At 59.0% G+C, this 15065-nt stretch carries 16 protein-coding genes; all 16 read left to right on the top strand.

Features of this window, described 5'->3' with window-relative positions; genetic code table 11:
- The first annotated feature begins 570 nt into the window (after nucleotides 1-570).
- The 16 genes from DESPR_RS18515 (at nucleotide 571) to DESPR_RS11185 (ending at nucleotide 15044) form a co-directional block, all read left to right on the top strand.
- Nucleotides 571-1431 (top strand): flagellar hook-length control protein FliK, encoded by an 861-nt coding sequence (locus tag DESPR_RS18515; protein WP_169701595.1) that lies wholly within the window; start codon nucleotides 571-573, stop codon nucleotides 1429-1431.
- A gap of 15 nt (nucleotides 1432-1446) precedes the next feature.
- Complete coding sequence (locus tag DESPR_RS11115; RefSeq protein WP_015724910.1) at nucleotides 1447-2127, top strand: flagellar hook assembly protein FlgD; 681 nt, start codon at nucleotides 1447-1449, stop codon at nucleotides 2125-2127.
- Between the two features lie 157 nt (nucleotides 2128-2284).
- Entirely contained in the window at nucleotides 2285-3589 is a 1305-nt protein-coding gene (locus tag DESPR_RS11120; protein WP_015724911.1) for a flagellar hook protein FlgE, read from the top strand.
- A 244-nt stretch (nucleotides 3590-3833) separates the two neighbouring features.
- A complete protein-coding gene (locus DESPR_RS11125; protein ID WP_015724912.1) occupies nucleotides 3834-4598 on the top strand; it encodes a motility protein A in 765 nt (254 codons plus the stop codon).
- A gap of 15 nt (nucleotides 4599-4613) precedes the next feature.
- Nucleotides 4614-5360 carry an OmpA/MotB family protein gene (locus tag DESPR_RS11130; protein ID WP_015724913.1) on the top strand — a complete coding sequence of 249 codons (747 nt, stop codon included), beginning with the start codon at nucleotides 4614-4616 and terminating at the stop codon, nucleotides 5358-5360.
- A 28-nt stretch (nucleotides 5361-5388) separates the two neighbouring features.
- Nucleotides 5389-5907, top strand: coding sequence for a flagellar basal body-associated FliL family protein (locus DESPR_RS11135; RefSeq protein WP_015724914.1), 519 nt, complete (start codon nucleotides 5389-5391; stop codon nucleotides 5905-5907).
- Nucleotides 5908-5912: 5 nt separating this feature from the next.
- Entirely contained in the window at nucleotides 5913-6941 is a 1029-nt protein-coding gene (locus tag DESPR_RS11140; protein WP_043770006.1) for a flagellar motor switch protein FliM, read from the top strand.
- A complete protein-coding gene (gene fliN, locus DESPR_RS11145) occupies nucleotides 6928-7308 on the top strand; it encodes a flagellar motor switch protein FliN (protein ID WP_015724916.1) in 381 nt (126 codons plus the stop codon). The genes DESPR_RS11140 and fliN overlap by 14 nt, the downstream gene beginning before the upstream one ends.
- Nucleotides 7309-7310: 2 nt before the next feature.
- Nucleotides 7311-7688, top strand: a complete 378-nt coding sequence (locus DESPR_RS17360; RefSeq protein ID WP_015724917.1) for a FliO/MopB family protein — start codon at nucleotides 7311-7313, stop codon at nucleotides 7686-7688.
- The gene (fliP, locus tag DESPR_RS11155; RefSeq protein ID WP_015724918.1) at nucleotides 7685-8425 is read left to right on the top strand and encodes a flagellar type III secretion system pore protein FliP; all 741 of its coding nucleotides are present in this window, start codon (nucleotides 7685-7687) and stop codon (nucleotides 8423-8425) included. Before DESPR_RS17360 ends, fliP begins: the two co-directional genes overlap by 4 nt.
- A 35-nt stretch (nucleotides 8426-8460) precedes the next feature.
- Entirely contained in the window at nucleotides 8461-8730 is a 270-nt protein-coding gene (gene fliQ, locus DESPR_RS11160) for a flagellar biosynthesis protein FliQ (RefSeq protein WP_015724919.1), read from the top strand.
- Between the two features lie 22 nt (nucleotides 8731-8752).
- Entirely contained in the window at nucleotides 8753-9532 is a 780-nt protein-coding gene (gene fliR, locus DESPR_RS11165; protein ID WP_015724920.1) for a flagellar biosynthetic protein FliR, read from the top strand.
- 147 nt (nucleotides 9533-9679) lie between these two features.
- A complete protein-coding gene (flhB, locus tag DESPR_RS11170; protein ID WP_015724921.1) occupies nucleotides 9680-10747 on the top strand; it encodes a flagellar biosynthesis protein FlhB in 1068 nt (355 codons plus the stop codon).
- Complete coding sequence (flhA, locus tag DESPR_RS11175) at nucleotides 10747-12849, top strand: flagellar biosynthesis protein FlhA (RefSeq protein ID WP_015724922.1); 2103 nt, start codon at nucleotides 10747-10749, stop codon at nucleotides 12847-12849. Before flhB ends, flhA begins: the two co-directional genes overlap by 1 nt.
- Nucleotides 12839-14152 carry a flagellar biosynthesis GTPase FlhF gene (gene flhF / locus DESPR_RS17365; protein ID WP_015724923.1) on the top strand — a complete coding sequence of 438 codons (1314 nt, stop codon included), beginning with the start codon at nucleotides 12839-12841 and terminating at the stop codon, nucleotides 14150-14152. Before flhA ends, flhF begins: the two co-directional genes overlap by 11 nt.
- Nucleotides 14145-15044, top strand: coding sequence for a MinD/ParA family protein (locus tag DESPR_RS11185; RefSeq protein WP_015724924.1), 900 nt, complete (start codon nucleotides 14145-14147; stop codon nucleotides 15042-15044). Before flhF ends, DESPR_RS11185 begins: the two co-directional genes overlap by 8 nt.
- Nucleotides 15045-15065 lie beyond the last annotated feature (21 nt).

Raw genomic sequence — 15065 nt, forward strand, 5'->3', positions numbered from 1 at the left:
GAGATCAGCGAAAAAGAGGCAAACCAGGTGAGCAATTCCGGAGGGGGACAATTCTCCGCTGAGGCAGTCCTGCTGCAAGGAACAGCTTGGCCGGAACCAACCCCTCGCTCTATTGTGCAAAGTCTTGCCGAATCCTTGGGAACGACCATACCGGATGCACACGAACGCATCTCGGCCGGTCGTGTTCACGAATCCACCGTCGGGCGCATGTTGCAGGGGCTGTCGCAGGACCCTTCGCCTTTTCAGACAGCCGCCTCGACATCAGCGACGGTTTCCCAAAAGGACGGAACTGCCTCAACCAGTGGACCACTACCAGCTCAGCACATCGGTCCTGATGCCAACACCTCCCCCATCAGCTCCACGACAGCGGCCTTGCTGGGCCTGCAATCGGCCGGCAACAGCAATGCATCCGCTGCCGCCATTGGCTTGAGCCGCGGGGGGCAAACCAGCGGGCCTCTGCCAGCTCAGCGCACCGGTCCTGATACCAACACCTCCCCCATCCAACTGGGAGCTGGGATACTGCCAGACGCGGCCAATCAGACCGGGGCCGCCCAACCAAATGGGCCGCAGATGATCCAGAATCAGTATGGCCAAGTCATTACCATCTATCAGGGGACCGGTAACGAGGAAGAGGCCGGCGTGAGCGGCAGCCCGGGAACAACGACCGCCACTGGGACGGAAAGCAAAAACCTAGATTTCAAGAACAATTACATCCACTCCCATCTCCCCAACGAAGCGCCGCAAAATGCGGCCGCCCAGGGAGAGTCCCGGCAAACCGACAATTCAGCCCTTGATCAGCAGCCGGAAATAAGCAATGCCCTGAACACCGAGACAGATGCGGCTGCAACCATGGAATCGTTGCAGCCGCAAAAAGGGCCCATGACCTTCGGCCAGGACAACCTGCCGTTCATGGTTTCCCCGCAACGGCCAACCAGCCAGCCCGGCTTCACCCATGCAGCGATGGAGCCGCCGATGTACCGCCTGCCTTCCGGGACCGTTGTCCCTGAAGGAACTGTGGTCGAGCAGATGGTCGCCCATCTGTCGGTGAACAAACGCCTTGAAACCGGCACCGTCAATCTCAGGCTCCATCCTCAGGAACTGGGGGAATTACGGCTGGAAATCAAGGTGGAACAGGACAATATCAAGGCTCATATTGTTGCCCAGAATCCCCAGGCCCAGGAAATGATCGACCGCCATCTGCCTCGCCTGCGTGAGGCTCTGGAGCAGCAGGGGTTGAATCTCCAGCAGGTGGAAGTCACCGTCGCCGCCAACGACAACACCCGCGGAGAACAGTTTCAGGAAAACAGCACCTGGCAGCAACCCAGCCGGTCCCCGCGCAACAGGATGGATGCACGATTCACCCTTGAAATGGATGAAAATTTCCCCAAAGAACCAGAAGCAACCACCAGCAATCTGAGTGTCGTCGCGTAAATACAGGAGACCGTCATGGCTACCGTTGAAGGAGTGAGCTCATCGACCTCGACAACGACAACAGCGACCAGCAAAGCCCTGGGGCAGGATGACTTTCTCACCCTGCTGGTTGCCCAGTTGCAGAACCAGGATCCAATGAATCCAGCCGATGCCACGGAATTTACGGCCCAACTGGCTCAGTACAGCCAGCTGGAACAGCTGTTCAACCTCAACGACGCGATGGATGAACTCACCAGCGCCACCACGGAATCGCAAAACATTTCGACCCTGAGCCTGATTGGCCAGGATGTGGTGGTCGAGGGGGCCAAGTTCACCCTCGGAGAGGCGCCGGTGCAGATCGGCTATAAAGTGGACGGCTCGGTTTCCGGTTTAAGTATTTTTATCAAGAACAGCTCGGGTAAAACCGTTGCCACCCTTTCCGCGAGCGATCTTGGCGAAGGAAATCATTTTCTCACCTGGGACGGCAAGGATGCGAATGGCAAGGCCTTGGATGCCGGCACCTACTCCATGGAGCTCAACGCCAAGAGCACGGATACCAGCGCCACGGTAACGCCGCTGATCCGCTCCACAGTGACGGGAGTGGATCTCAGCGGCAGCGAACCCATGGTGGTCACTGGATCGGGGCAGTACAGGGTGTCAGCGGTGTACGGCGCCTATGACAGCGACCAAGGCGCTCTCGACAGCAGCGCGGAATGATACCGGTCTGCAATGAACGACCTATCTCTGACGCAATGGACGGCGCGGGGATAATTGAGGAGAAGAGGACAACACGGTGTTCGGCGCTTGCCGTGCATGATTCTCCAGTCTGACCACAACCAATTATCCAATACAGACCAACCATGCGGAGGTTGTCATGGGTATTCAAAGTGCATTATACAGCGGAGTCAGCGGACTCAACACCAACTCCCAGGCCATGAGCGTTATCGGCAACAACCTGGCCAACACCAACACCCTTGGATTCAAGGGGTCGCGCAGTATCTTCTCCGATCTCCTGTCCAGCAATGTGTTCGGCTCCGGCGGCACCTCCCAGGTCGGTCGCGGCGTGGGACTCTCCATCGTGGACAGTATTTACAGCCAGGGAACCTTTGAAACCACCTCTTCGGACACCGACGTGGCCATTGAGGGGGTCGGCTTTTTTGTGCTCAAGGAAGCAGGCAACGACACCGCCTATTACAGCCGGGCCGGCGCGTTCCGTTTCGACGACGAAGGCTATCTGGTCAACCCGGAAGGGTTCAGGGTCCAGGGCAAACTGTTCGATCCCACCAACAACTCCACACTGCTCCCCATGGATCCCACGGACATCCAGGTGGCCAATGTCGGCCTGATCGAGGCCAACCCGACCTCGGAACTGACCTTCACCACCAACCTGGACGAAAACTCCACGGTCATCAGTTCCGCTACCCCGATTGATCCCAACAACAACGCCACCTACAACTATTCCGCCTCGAGCCAGATTTTCGACTCCCTGGGAGAGTCGCACCTGATCACCGTGTACTGGCGCTTGGTCAACGATGCGACCAATACCTGGGAAGCCGCCTACACCATCGACAACGACGCGGCAACGATCACCGCCATCACCGACTTTGACGCCTCGACCGCGGGTAACCAGGCCATGTCCTTCGACAATATCGGCAAAGCCCCCGACACCAACGGCGACGGCGTTCCCGACCCCTTTACCACCACGGTCGGGCCGATCACCTGGGCCAACGGCGCGGCCACCTCGACCATTGAACTCTCCTTTGACTGCACCCAGTACGACAGCGATTCGATCGTCATCGGCCAGCAACAAAACGGCTATGCGGCCGGAGAACTGACCAACGTGTCGATCAACTCCGAGGGCGTGGTGGTGGCCTCCTATTCCAACGGCCGCCAGATCAACATTTCCCAGCTGGTGTTGGCCAAATTCCAGAACCCCGGCGGCCTGAAGCTGGCGGGAGCCAATCGCTACATCGCTCCCGCCGAGGCTGGCACCATCCGGGTTGGCCTGCCCGGACCGGAACTGGGCAAACTCTTCACCAACTCCCTCGAACAATCCAACGTCGACATGGGCCAGGAATTCGTCAAGATGATCACCACCCAACGCGGCTTTCAGGCCAACTCCAAGATCATCACCACCGTCGACGAAATGCTGAGCGAACTGATCAACCTCAAACGGTAAGCGGACAGTTAAAAGTCATTTTTCCGACACGCGGCTGCTTCGATCAGACGATCGGGGCAGCCGTTCTTTGTTTCCCGCTTCCGTTTCTTCCCCTATTTTTCCGCACCTTGGCGATCTCACTCTCAACGCGTACCCTGGCATTTTACTTGCTAACTTGCCATTGATCAGGATATTCGGTACACTCTGCCTACCGGGTGCGCTGCTTGCTCCTGTCCATTTTTCTTGAGCTAAAAGGATTACACGCGTGGATATAGCAACCATAATCGGTATCGTGGTTTCCTTCGGTTTGATGATCTGGGCCATTCTCATGGGCGGGCCGCTCAGCATCTTTATCGATGTCCCCTCGATCGCCATTGTTTTCGGCGGCACCGCCGGCGTGGCCCTGATCAATTTTCCCCTGGCCGATGTGATCGGCACCATCGCCATCTTCAAAAAAACCGTTTTCATCAAAGAAGCCGAAACCAACAAGATCATTGTCCAGATGCTGGAATTCGCCAACAAGGCGCGCAAGGGCGGCATCCTTTCCCTGCAGGATCAGATTGATTCCATCGACGACAAATTCATGGTCAAGGCCCTGCAGATGGCGGTCGACGGCCAGGAGCCCGCCGAACTCAAGGCGATGCTGCTCAACGAAATCGACAATATCGCGGCCCGGCACAGCAATGGCGCGCAAATTCTCGATACCATGGGAGCCATTGCCCCAGCCATGGGCATGGTCGGCACCCTGATCGGCCTGGTGCAGATGTTGCAAAACATGAGCGATCCGGCCGCCATCGGCCCGGCCATGGCCGTGGCCCTGCTCACCACTTTTTACGGGGCGGTATTGGCCAATGTCCTGTTCATTCCCATGGCCGGCAAACTGAAAACCCGGTCAAAGACCGAGGTATTGCAAAAAACGATGATCACCGAAGGCATGGAATCGATTCTTTCCGGTGAAAATCCCCGGGTGATGGAACAGCGGCTGCACACCTATCTGGCGCCGAAAAAACGCGAGTCGGTGTTCAAGTAAGCAAAGAGGGCAACCATGGCAAAAGAACCCGAATGTCCGCCGCCCGGCCTGCCGATGTGGATGGCCACCTACAGCGACCTGGTGACCCTACTGCTCACCTTTTTCGTCCTGTTGCTGACCATGGCCAGCATGGACCCGACCAAATTCGAGCAGGCCAAAACCTCGATCAAGGATGCCTTCGGCTGGCGCACCACCGCGGCCCCGGTTCCCTTTTCTTTGCCCATATTGCCCTCGCCGCCCAAGGCGAAATTCACGCCCATCCCCCGGGAAACGGCCGTGCCCCGCTTCAAGCGCATTAAAAACGATCTGGAACTGGCCAAATTGCAAGCCCAGGTGGAAGCCGTGCAACAAGACAACGATTCCATCATCCTGCGCATTCATGAATCCGTCCTCTTCGATGAGGGGCAGGCCACGCTCAATCCCGCATCCTATCCCATCCTCCGCAAGGTGGCCGATATTATCCGCCCTTTGCCGATGAGCATGCGCATCGAGGGACATACCGATTCCACCCCCATGGCCGGCGCCACAACCTCCAACTGGGATCTGTCGGTGGCGCGGGCGGTCGCGGTGATGAGCTTTTATCACCGCGGTGAACTGTTTGCCCTGGATCGCATGTCCGCCGCCGGTTATGGCGACACCCGCCCGCTGGCGCCCAACACCACCAAGGACAACATGGCGAAAAACCGTCGGGTTGATTTTGTGTTGCGCAGCAATCGCACCGTGGCAGAGGACAGCAAACCAGTCACCCCCATCCCCTTCTGAAAAAAACTTTGCCCTCAAGGACGAGATCATGGCGGAAAAAGAAGAAAAAAAGGACGAAACCGCAAAAGGCGGCAAAAAAAAGCTGATCATCATCATTGCGGCCGCGTTGGTCCTGTTGTTGGCGGCCGGCGGCGGCGCCTACTATTTTTTGGTCTATAAGCCGCACCAGGAAGAACTGAAGCGCAAGCAGGAAGAGGCGAGCAAGGCCGAAGCCCTGATCAAACCGGTACCCGAAGAAGCGAAGATCGGCCCCATGGTGGAAATCAAGGAATTCATCGTCAACATCATCAGTGAAGACACCCCCCATTACGTCAAGGCTTCGCTTTCCCTGGAACTGGACAAGGACGCCACGCTCGATGAGGTCAACAAGCGCATGCCGCAGATCCGCGATGCCATTCTGCTGCTCATTGGCAACAAGACCTTTGAGGAGTTGCAGGACATCCAGGGCAAAAATCAGGTCAAGGCCGAGTTGAAAAGCAAGATCAACTCCTTTCTCAAAACCGGCAAGGTCAACAACGTCTATTTGACCGATTTTGTGGTGCAGTGAGTGCCGTGGAACCGATCCTCAGCAAGGCGGAAATAGCAGACCTCCTGGCGGCCATCAAGTCCGGCAGGGTCTCGACCGAACTGGTGGAAGACGGTCGAGCCGTTAGCCACCGCTTGCTGCATGCCGCCGAGATCGATCTGTTTCGCACCTACGAGCGGACCAGGGGCAGCGGGGAAATGCGCGTGCCCAACCTCGACATCGTGCTCGACAGTTTTGCCCGCAAGTTTTCCACCAGCCTGACCAATACCCTGATGCGCAACTTCATCGTCGAACGGGAAGACATCACCACCACCAACTTTCAACAGAGCCTGCTGGATCTCAAGAGCCAAGGCGCTGTCGGCATTTACGGCATTTCTCCGCTCAAACACGGCTGCCTGTTCCATTTCGATACCCTCATGGCCTTCACCTTGCTGGAGATCATGCTCGGTTCTTCCCGGTCGAGCGAGTCACTGCCCCTGGACCGTAACCTGACCACCATCGAGATGTTTGTTCTCAAGACCATCATGCAGGACATCTGCAACGAACTGCAGACCGCCATGCGCCCGGTGGTTGAGTTGCAGGCCCAGCTCACCAAGGTCGAGAACAATTTCCGCCTGGTCAACATCGTCGAACCGGAAGTCGAGGTCCTGGTCACCCGTTTCAATATCCAGCTGGGCAACGAACTGTGCGGGCAGATGCGGCTGATCATCCCGTACCTCACCCTGGAACCGCTTCGGGAAAAATTCAAGGCCCTGGTCACCATCACCCAGGCAGCCGCCAACACCTGGACCGAAATCATCGCCCGCGAAACCCTGGAGATGGAAAGCCAGGTCATCGCCAGATCCGGCCTGATCACCATGACCATCCGCCGCATCCTCGGCCTGCAGCCGGGCGACATCATCGATTTGCAGTACGATCCGGATCGGCCCCTGACCGTGCTGGTCGAGGATCAACCCCTCTTTCTCGCCATCCCCGGGGAGCGTAACGGCAAGAAAGCCTTCCACGTCACCGGCCGCTACACCACCCAACTAGGAGGCATCCATGGCAGCGCCTGATGTTCTGGAACCGCAGAGGTCCAACACCCTGAACACCGAGGAAACAGCCGAACTGCTCAAAGAAGAGCAGCCCCAACCGGCTGGCCGCGGCGACCATGCTCCCCTGACCAGGGAGTTGGAATTCCTGTTCGACGTCCCGCTGCAAGTATCGGTGGAAGTGGGCCGTGCCCGGATTCTGCTCAAGGATCTGCTGCAAATGGGGGAAGGATACGTGGTCGAATTGGACAAGCTGGCCGGCGAACCCCTGGACCTGTACGTCAACGCCCGCTTGATCGCCAGGGGAGAGGCCGTCAAGGTAGGCGACAAGTTCGGCATCAAACTGACCGAGGTGGTCAGCCAATCGGACCGGATCGAGAACCTGGGTTGATCATGCGCTGGTCATCCGCCCTTCTCTTCCTCACCGTGCTGCCGGCGACGGCCCGGGCCGCCGAGTCCGCATCCATGGGCGCCGCCATGCTGCAGATGAGCTGGGCCCTGTTGGTGGTGGTGGGCCTGATTCTCGCGGTGTACGCTCTGGCCCGCAAACGAATGCTGCTGGGAAAAATCGGCGGCAGGGCCATCACCGTGGTCGAACTGCGGCCGCTGCTGCCCAAAACGACCTTGGCCCTGATCGAGGTCCGTGGCCGGGAGTATCTGCTGGGCATCAGCGCCAACAACATCCAGCTGCTGGCCGATCTCTCCGATCCACCGAAAAATCCGGAGCGGGCCGCTGCGGACTTCGAAACCGTGCTGGCACAGACGCAATGAAAGGTTTTGCGTTCGTCTTTGCACTGGTCCTGCTGCTGGCGCCGACACTGGCCGCCGCCGTCAATCTGCCCACCCTGTCGTTGGGGATCAAGGAGGCCGCCACTCCGGCCGAGGTGTCGACCGCCCTGCAGGCGCTGCTCGTCCTCACCATTCTCACCGTGGCCCCGGCCATCCTCCTGATGACCACCGCCTTCACCCGCATCGTCATCGTGCTCAGTTTCGTCCGCCAGGCCATGGGCACCCAGAACACCCCGCCCAATCAGGTCCTGCTGGGACTGGCCCTGTTCCTCACTTTTTTTGTCATGGCCCCATCCCTCAACGCCATCAACGACCAGGCGCTGCAACCGTACATCCAGGAAAAAATCACCCAGCAGCAGGCCCTGGAGCGATCGATGGAGGTGATGCGCGACTTCATGTTTTCCCAGGTCCAGGAGAGCGAACTCCAACTCTTCATCGACATCACCAAGGAGGAACAGCCTGCCGATAAGAAGGCGGTGTCCTCCTCGATCCTTATTCCGGCCTTCATGCTGTCCGAGCTGAAACGCGCCTTTCAGATGGGGTTCATGATCTATGTGCCTTTCCTGGTGATCGACATGCTGGTCTCCTCGGTGCTGATGTCCATGGGCATGATGATGTTGCCGCCGATTGTCATCTCCCTCCCCTTCAAACTGCTGCTCTTTGTCCTGGTCGACGGCTGGCAACTGGTGGTCGGCTCGTTGATGAAGAGTTTCGGCTGACCCCTCCTTCCCCCTTTGTTTCCCGGAGGCACCCCATGAGTCCCGAGGCCGTCATCCACATCGGCAGAAAAGCGGTTGAAACCATTCTCCTCACCTCGGCGCCCATGCTGATCGCCGCCATGGTCATTGGTTTGATCATCAGCATCTTTCAAGCCGCCACCCAGATCAACGAGCAGACCATGACCTTCATCCCCAAAATCGTGGCCGTGTTCATTACCTTGCTGATCTTCGGCCCGTGGATCATGGAACTGCTGATCACCTTCACCACCGGCATCATCAACCAAATCGCCACGGTGGGGCGATAAGCGGCCAGCCCATTCGCCGGCGATGGATCTACACCTCTTCCCGCTCCAGCAGTTCCAGGAATTTCTCCTCTGTCTGGCTCGGGTTCTCGCCTTGGTGGCCGCCATTCCCGCCTTCGCCGGCAGCGCCATCTCGGGGCGGATCAAAATCGGCTTGGCCGTGGCCACCAGCCTGCTGCTCTTTCCAGCCATGGCCCCCCACATCCCCAAGGTGGCCTTCACACTGACCGAATTCGGCCTGCTGATCGTCAACGAGGTCCTCCTGGGCGTCATGATCGGCCTGGTCACCCAGATGGTCTTTGCCGCGGTCAGTTTTGGTGGCACGGTCATCGGCTATCAAATGGGGTTTGCCGCCGCCAACATCTTTGACCCGCAAACCACCCAGCAGCTCTCCTTGATGAGCCAGTTTGCCAACATCCTCGCCCTCCTCGTCTTCCTGGCCCTCGACATGCACCATTTCTTTTTTCGCGCCCTGGTCGAATCCTACCACCTGCTGCCGCCGGGGCCGCTTGACTTTTCCCATGGCGCGGTGGAGGAGCTGATGCGCCTGGCCAGCCGGATGTTTGTCCTCGGGGTCAAATTCAGCGCTCCGGTGCTGACCCTCCTTCTGCTCACCAACCTGGTGCTCGGCATCCTGGCCCGGGTTTTTCCCCAGCTGAACGTGTTCATGCTCTCCTTTCCGCTCAACATCGGCATCGCCTTCCTTGTCATCGGCCTGACACTGGGCGCCACGTTCTCGGTCCTGCGCCGTGAATTTGACACCATGGGCGAAAACATCCTCAATCTCCTGCAATTGCTCAACTAGCGCCTCCCCAGCACCCTGGCTCCGTTGTCTGCAACCATTCGCTCTTGCTGGTGTGCAATTTGCTTGAGAGACGGCATATCCCCGGCTCCGCCAAGGATTTTCCCGGCTTCGCCAGATCCCCGCCACCCCCGCATGGAGTAATGCCCCATGGCCGAAGAACCCGCCTCCGGAGAACGCACCGAATCCCCATCGGCGAAACGCCGGGCCGATTTTCGTAAAAAGGGTCAAGTGGCCCAGAGCCGGGAGGTGCAGACCGCGGCCCTGTTCACCCTGCTGCTGTTGTTCTGGGTGTTCTTTGCCCCGATTTTCTGGGACGGAACAAAGGAGATGGTCGCCGTTCTCTGGCGCAACAGCGGCGACTATGCCATCACCACCTCCTCGCTGATGCAGCTGGGGTATTTTCTTGGCGTCAGTCTCGCCATGATTCTGGCACCGTTGTTTTTGGTGGCGCTGCTGGTCGGCTTTCTCGCCACCTTTCTCCAGATCGGCTGGCTTTTCACCACCGAACCCCTGATCCCGGATCTAACCAAGCTCGATCCCATCAAGGGCATGGGGCGGTTTTTCTCCAAACGCTCGCTGGTCGAGGTCATCAAATCCCTGCTCAAGGTGGGATTGATCGGCTGGATCGCCTATAAAACAGTGGCGGGTGAGATGGATCAGGCCCTGCTGCTGACCGAGATGCCGCTTGACGACACCATCCTCTACCTGGCCAAGACCTCGGCCCTGGTCATGGCCAAGGTGGCGGCGATCATGATCGTCCTGGCCATCCTTGACTACGCCTTTGTCCGCTGGGAAATGGAAGAAAAGATGAAGATGACCAAGCAGGAACAGAAGGAGGAGATGAAGGAGACCGAGGGCGATCCGCACATCAAGTCAAAAATCCGTTCCATCCAGCAGCAGATGGCCCGGCGGCGGATGATGGCCGCCGTGCCCACCGCCGACGTGGTCATCACCAACCCCACCCACATCGCCGTGGCCATCAAGTACGAGGCGGGCACGATGGATGCGCCGCTGGTCCTGGCCAAGGGGCAGGAACTGGTGGCGGAAAAGATCCGTGAAATAGCCAGGGAAAATGATATTCCCCTGGTGGAAAACCCTCCCGTGGCAAGATTATTGCATTCGAAAGTTGAGGTGGGCCAGGCCATTCCCGAGGAGCTGTTCAAGGCCGTGGCGGAAATTCTGGCCTATGTCTATTCACTGAAAGGCAGGAGATAATGGAAGCAACAGGGGCGCAAACACTGCTGAGCCGGGTTCGGATCAAGGAGCTGCTGCAGCGCAGCGACATCCTGGCCTCGCTGGGACTCTTCGGCATTCTCATGCTGATGATCATCCCCCTGCCGCCCATGCTGCTCGACCTCTGCCTGTCGCTCAACATCACCATCGCCATTCTCATCCTGATCATCAGCCTCTACACGGAAAAAGCGACCGAGTTCTCGATTTTTCCCTCGGTGCTCCTCATCACCACCCTGTTTCGCCTGTCGCTCAATGTCGCCTCCACCCGACTGATCCTCCTCCATGGCAACGAGGGCATGGACGCGGCCGGATCGGTGATCGAGGCATTCGGCCAGTTCGTGGTCGGCGGCTCCTATGTGGTCGGCCTGGTCATTTTCGTTATTCTGGTGATCATCAACTTCATCGTCATCACCAAGGGCGCGGGCCGGATCGCCGAGGTGGCCGCCCGTTTCACCCTGGATGCCATGCCCGGCAAGCAGATGGCCATCGACGCCGATCTCAACGCCGGTCTGATCGACGAAAACACGGCCCGCAAACGCCGCGAGGAGATCGCGAACGAAGCCAATTTCCACGGCGCCATGGATGGTGCCTCCAAATTCGTCCGCGGCGACGCCATCGCCGGCATCATTATCACCCTGATCAATATCGGCGCTGGTTTTATCATCGGCGTACTGCAAAAAGGCATGCCGCTGGCCGAGGCCGCCAAAAACTACACCATCCTCACCGTTGGCGACGGCCTGGTCGGCCAGGTCCCGGCCCTGATCATTTCCACCGCCGCCGGCATGCTGGTCTCTCGTACCGCCGGCCGCGAGGATTTCGGCACCGAACTGAAGACCCAATTCACCCGCTATGCCAAGGCACTCTGGGTGGTGGCGGCAATCCTCCTCATTTTTGCCCTCATTCCCGGCTTGCCCTTTATCCCTTTTCTCCTCATTGCCGCTGGCCTCGCCTATACCGCCTACCGGATCGATCAGGCGGAAAAGGCCAGGCAGCTCGAGGAGGCCGTGGCCGAACGGCCGCAACCGGTGGTCAAACCCGATCAGGATTACGAGAAGATGCTCAATGTCGACCTGATCGAACTTGAGGTCGGCTACGGCCTGATCCCCTTTGTCGATGCGGCCCAGGACGGAGAGCTGCTCTCGCGCATCCAGTCGATCCGCAAGCAGTTCGCCCTGACCACCGGTTTCATCGTACCGCCGGTGCACATCAAGGACAACCTGCAACTCAATCCCAACCAGTACACCCTCAACCTCAAGGGCGTCACCATCGCCACCGCTGAAATGATGCCCGGCTACTTCATGGCCATGGATCCCGGTCTGGTGACCGAAACCATCAAGGGCCTGCCCACCACGGAGCCGGCCTTTGATCTGCCGGCCATCTGGATCACCGAGGACAAGCGGGAACGCGCCCAGATCGCCGGGTACACCGTGGTCGACTGCGTCACGGTCATGGCCACGCACATCAGCGAGGTGATCAAGAAACACGCCCATGAATTGCTCGGTCGCCAGGAAACCCAGACCCTGATCGACAACCTGGCGAAAAGCTATCCCAAGCTGGTGGAGGAACTGGTGCCCCACGTGCTCAACCTGGGAATCATCATGCGGGTGCTGCAAAATCTGCTCCGCGAGGGCGTGTCCATCCGCGATCTGCGCTCCATCCTCGAAACCATGGCCGACTACGCGCCCATGACCCAGGATACCGACATCCTCACCGAATATGTCCGCCATGCCCTGTCGCGGTCCATCTCCATGGCCCATACCCAAAACGATGGCGTCATGCCGGTGATCACCATGGATCGCAAGGTCGAAGAAACCGTCCAGGCCGCCGTTCAGCACCGTGAACGGGGCAGTTATCTGGCCCTGGATCCAAAGACGGCGCAAAAGATCCTCGACAGTATCAACACCCTGATCACCTCCATGGCGGGCGGACCGCAGCCGGTGTTGCTGGTGCTGCCGCAGATACGACCGCATGTGCGCCGGCTGACCGAGCGCTACTTCCCCAATCTGGCGGTGCTGTCGCACAACGAAATCTCTTCGCAGATTCGTATTCAATCCATCGGAACGGTGACCATCGATGCAAGTTAAGGTCTTTGAAGCAAAAGACATGGCCACGGGCCTGAAAATGGTCAAGGAGGCATTGGGACCCGACGCCCTCATTCTCTCCACCCGCACCATCCGCAGCGGCAAGTTCGGCATGATTGGCAAACCGATGATGGAGATCACCGCCGCTGTCGACGATGCCTGGCAGGAATCGGCGCGCCCAGTGGAACTCCCGAGAAACGAGGCGCGCCATCACTGGTCCGACCGGTCAACCAATGGCTGCCTGGAGCAGGGAGAACGCGGGCCGCGGCAGGAAGACATTTCCTATCAGGAGATTTGGCAGCGTGGCGCGGCAGAACGCAAGGCAGCACCATCGTTTCCGCGGCCGGAGCCGCCGGCCGTCAGCCAGGACATCCACAGCGAACTGGCGGAACTGCGCAACATGGTCAAGGGACTGTCGAACCGGATCACCGGCCTTGACTCGGCCGCCCTGCGCGGCCGGCCTTATGTTGAACCGGAATTCACCGCCCCCCCGGCGAACCACGCCGCCGCCATCGATCCGGTGGTCGGCCTGCTCACCGGTTACGGCATCAACCAGGAAACCGCCCAGGTGGTGGCCCGATTTACCCGTGACACCATCGAGAAGGCCCGCTCTTTAAGCAGCGCCGATCTGACCCTGATCCTCAAGGCGGCCGTGGCGCGACTGTTCACCACCCAACCCCTGCTCGACGGCCGCTCGACCCGACAACGGCGGATCAGCCTGATCGGCCCCACCGGCGTGGGCAAGACCACGACACTGGCCAAAATCGCGGCCCATTACCTCGGCCGCTTCGGCGGTCGTATCGGCCTGATCACCATCGACACCTATCGGATCGCCGCGGTCGAGCAGATCAAGGTCTACGGCGAGATCATGCGCCTGCCGGTGGAAGTGGTGATCAAACCTCGCGAGTTGGAGGAGGCTCTGGATAAATTCCGTGACGTCGACCTGGTGCTGATCGACACCGCCGGCCGCAGTCCACGCAACGGCTTGGATATTCAGGAATTGGCCGCCTTTCTCCGGCCGCAATGGGGGATCGAGAACAACCTGCTGCTCTCGGCCGCCACCAGGGAGCGGGAAATCGAACAGACCATCAAACGGTTTTCCATCCTGCCAATCAGCAACTTTATCTTCAGCAAGATTGACGAATGCGATCAGCTGGGCGTGCTGCTCAATATCCACTACAAGCACGACACGCCGATTTCCTTTCTCACCAACGGCCAGAGGGTTCCCGAGGATCTGCTCATGCCCTCGCCGGCGGACATTGCCGATCTCATCATGAATGATCACGGAAACCTGACCCATGGCTGAACATACAGGACGACCAACGGACCAGGCCGGCACCCTGCGGGCCATGAACAGTCCGAGATTGACCGAGGAACGAACCAGGCAAGCCGCCACCCGGGTCGTTTCCGTCACCAGCGGCAAGGGCGGTGTCGGCAAGACGGCGGTGGTGGCCAACCTGGCGGTGCTGCTGGCCCGGATGGGCAAGCGAGTGCTCATTCTCGATGCCGATCTCGGCCTGGCCAATATCGATGTGGTCTTCGGCTTGGCGCCGAGCCACAATCTCAACCACTTCTTCACCGGTGAACAGGGATTGGAGACGATCCTCACCGACGGCCCCGAAGGAATCAAGATCCTGCCCGCCGGTTCGGGCGTGCAACGGTTCACCCGGCTTGATTCCGAACAGAAAATGCGGCTGTTGGAAGGGCTCGACGCGATGAACAACGACTTTGATTTCGTGCTCATCGACACCGAGGCCGGTATCTCGGAAAACGTCACCTATTTCAACACCGCGGCCCAGGAGATCCTGGTGGTCACCACCCCCGACCCCACGGCGATCACCGACGCCTACGCCCTGATGAAGCTGCTCTCCAATCAGTACCACGAAAAACACTTCAACCTGATCGTCAACTTCATCAGAAACGAGGAAGAAGCCCTGGATGTCTACCGCAAGCTCACCATGGTGGCCAACCGCTACCTGGACATCTCCATAGATTATATCGGATCGATTCCACGGGATAAATTGATGGTGGACGCCATCCGCAAGCAGCAGGTGCTGGTGCAGTTGTTTCCGGAGTCAAAAACCAGCCTGGCCTTCGAGGCCCTGGCCCGGACCATTGTCCAGGAACCGCAGACCTTGGAACCCAAGGGATCGATCCAGTTTTTTTGGAAACGATTACTGGAGTTCGGCGGCAAATAGCTGCCGCCCACCAACCAACAG

Origin of the sequence: Desulfobulbus propionicus DSM 2032 (assembly GCF_000186885.1) — a bacterium.
GTDB classification, from domain to species: domain Bacteria; phylum Desulfobacterota; class Desulfobulbia; order Desulfobulbales; family Desulfobulbaceae; genus Desulfobulbus; species Desulfobulbus propionicus.

Coding starts and splice junctions, on each gene's coding strand:
- DESPR_RS18515 (WP_169701595.1), top strand. CDS start 571: ATGATCCAGAATCAGTATGGCCAAGTCATTACCATCTATCAGGGGACC.
- DESPR_RS11115 (WP_015724910.1), top strand. CDS start 1,447: ATGGCTACCGTTGAAGGAGTGAGCTCATCGACCTCGACAACGACAACA.
- DESPR_RS11120 (WP_015724911.1), top strand. CDS start 2,285: ATGGGTATTCAAAGTGCATTATACAGCGGAGTCAGCGGACTCAACACC.
- DESPR_RS11130 (WP_015724913.1), top strand. CDS start 4,614: ATGGCAAAAGAACCCGAATGTCCGCCGCCCGGCCTGCCGATGTGGATG.
- DESPR_RS11135 (WP_015724914.1), top strand. CDS start 5,389: ATGGCGGAAAAAGAAGAAAAAAAGGACGAAACCGCAAAAGGCGGCAAA.
- fliN (WP_015724916.1), top strand. CDS start 6,928: ATGGCAGCGCCTGATGTTCTGGAACCGCAGAGGTCCAACACCCTGAAC.
- DESPR_RS17360 (WP_015724917.1), top strand. CDS start 7,311: ATGCGCTGGTCATCCGCCCTTCTCTTCCTCACCGTGCTGCCGGCGACG.
- fliP (WP_015724918.1), top strand. CDS start 7,685: ATGAAAGGTTTTGCGTTCGTCTTTGCACTGGTCCTGCTGCTGGCGCCG.
- fliQ (WP_015724919.1), top strand. CDS start 8,461: ATGAGTCCCGAGGCCGTCATCCACATCGGCAGAAAAGCGGTTGAAACC.
- fliR (WP_015724920.1), top strand. CDS start 8,753: ATGGATCTACACCTCTTCCCGCTCCAGCAGTTCCAGGAATTTCTCCTC.
- flhB (WP_015724921.1), top strand. CDS start 9,680: ATGGCCGAAGAACCCGCCTCCGGAGAACGCACCGAATCCCCATCGGCG.
- flhA (WP_015724922.1), top strand. CDS start 10,747: ATGGAAGCAACAGGGGCGCAAACACTGCTGAGCCGGGTTCGGATCAAG.
- flhF (WP_015724923.1), top strand. CDS start 12,839: ATGCAAGTTAAGGTCTTTGAAGCAAAAGACATGGCCACGGGCCTGAAA.
- DESPR_RS11185 (WP_015724924.1), top strand. CDS start 14,145: ATGGCTGAACATACAGGACGACCAACGGACCAGGCCGGCACCCTGCGG.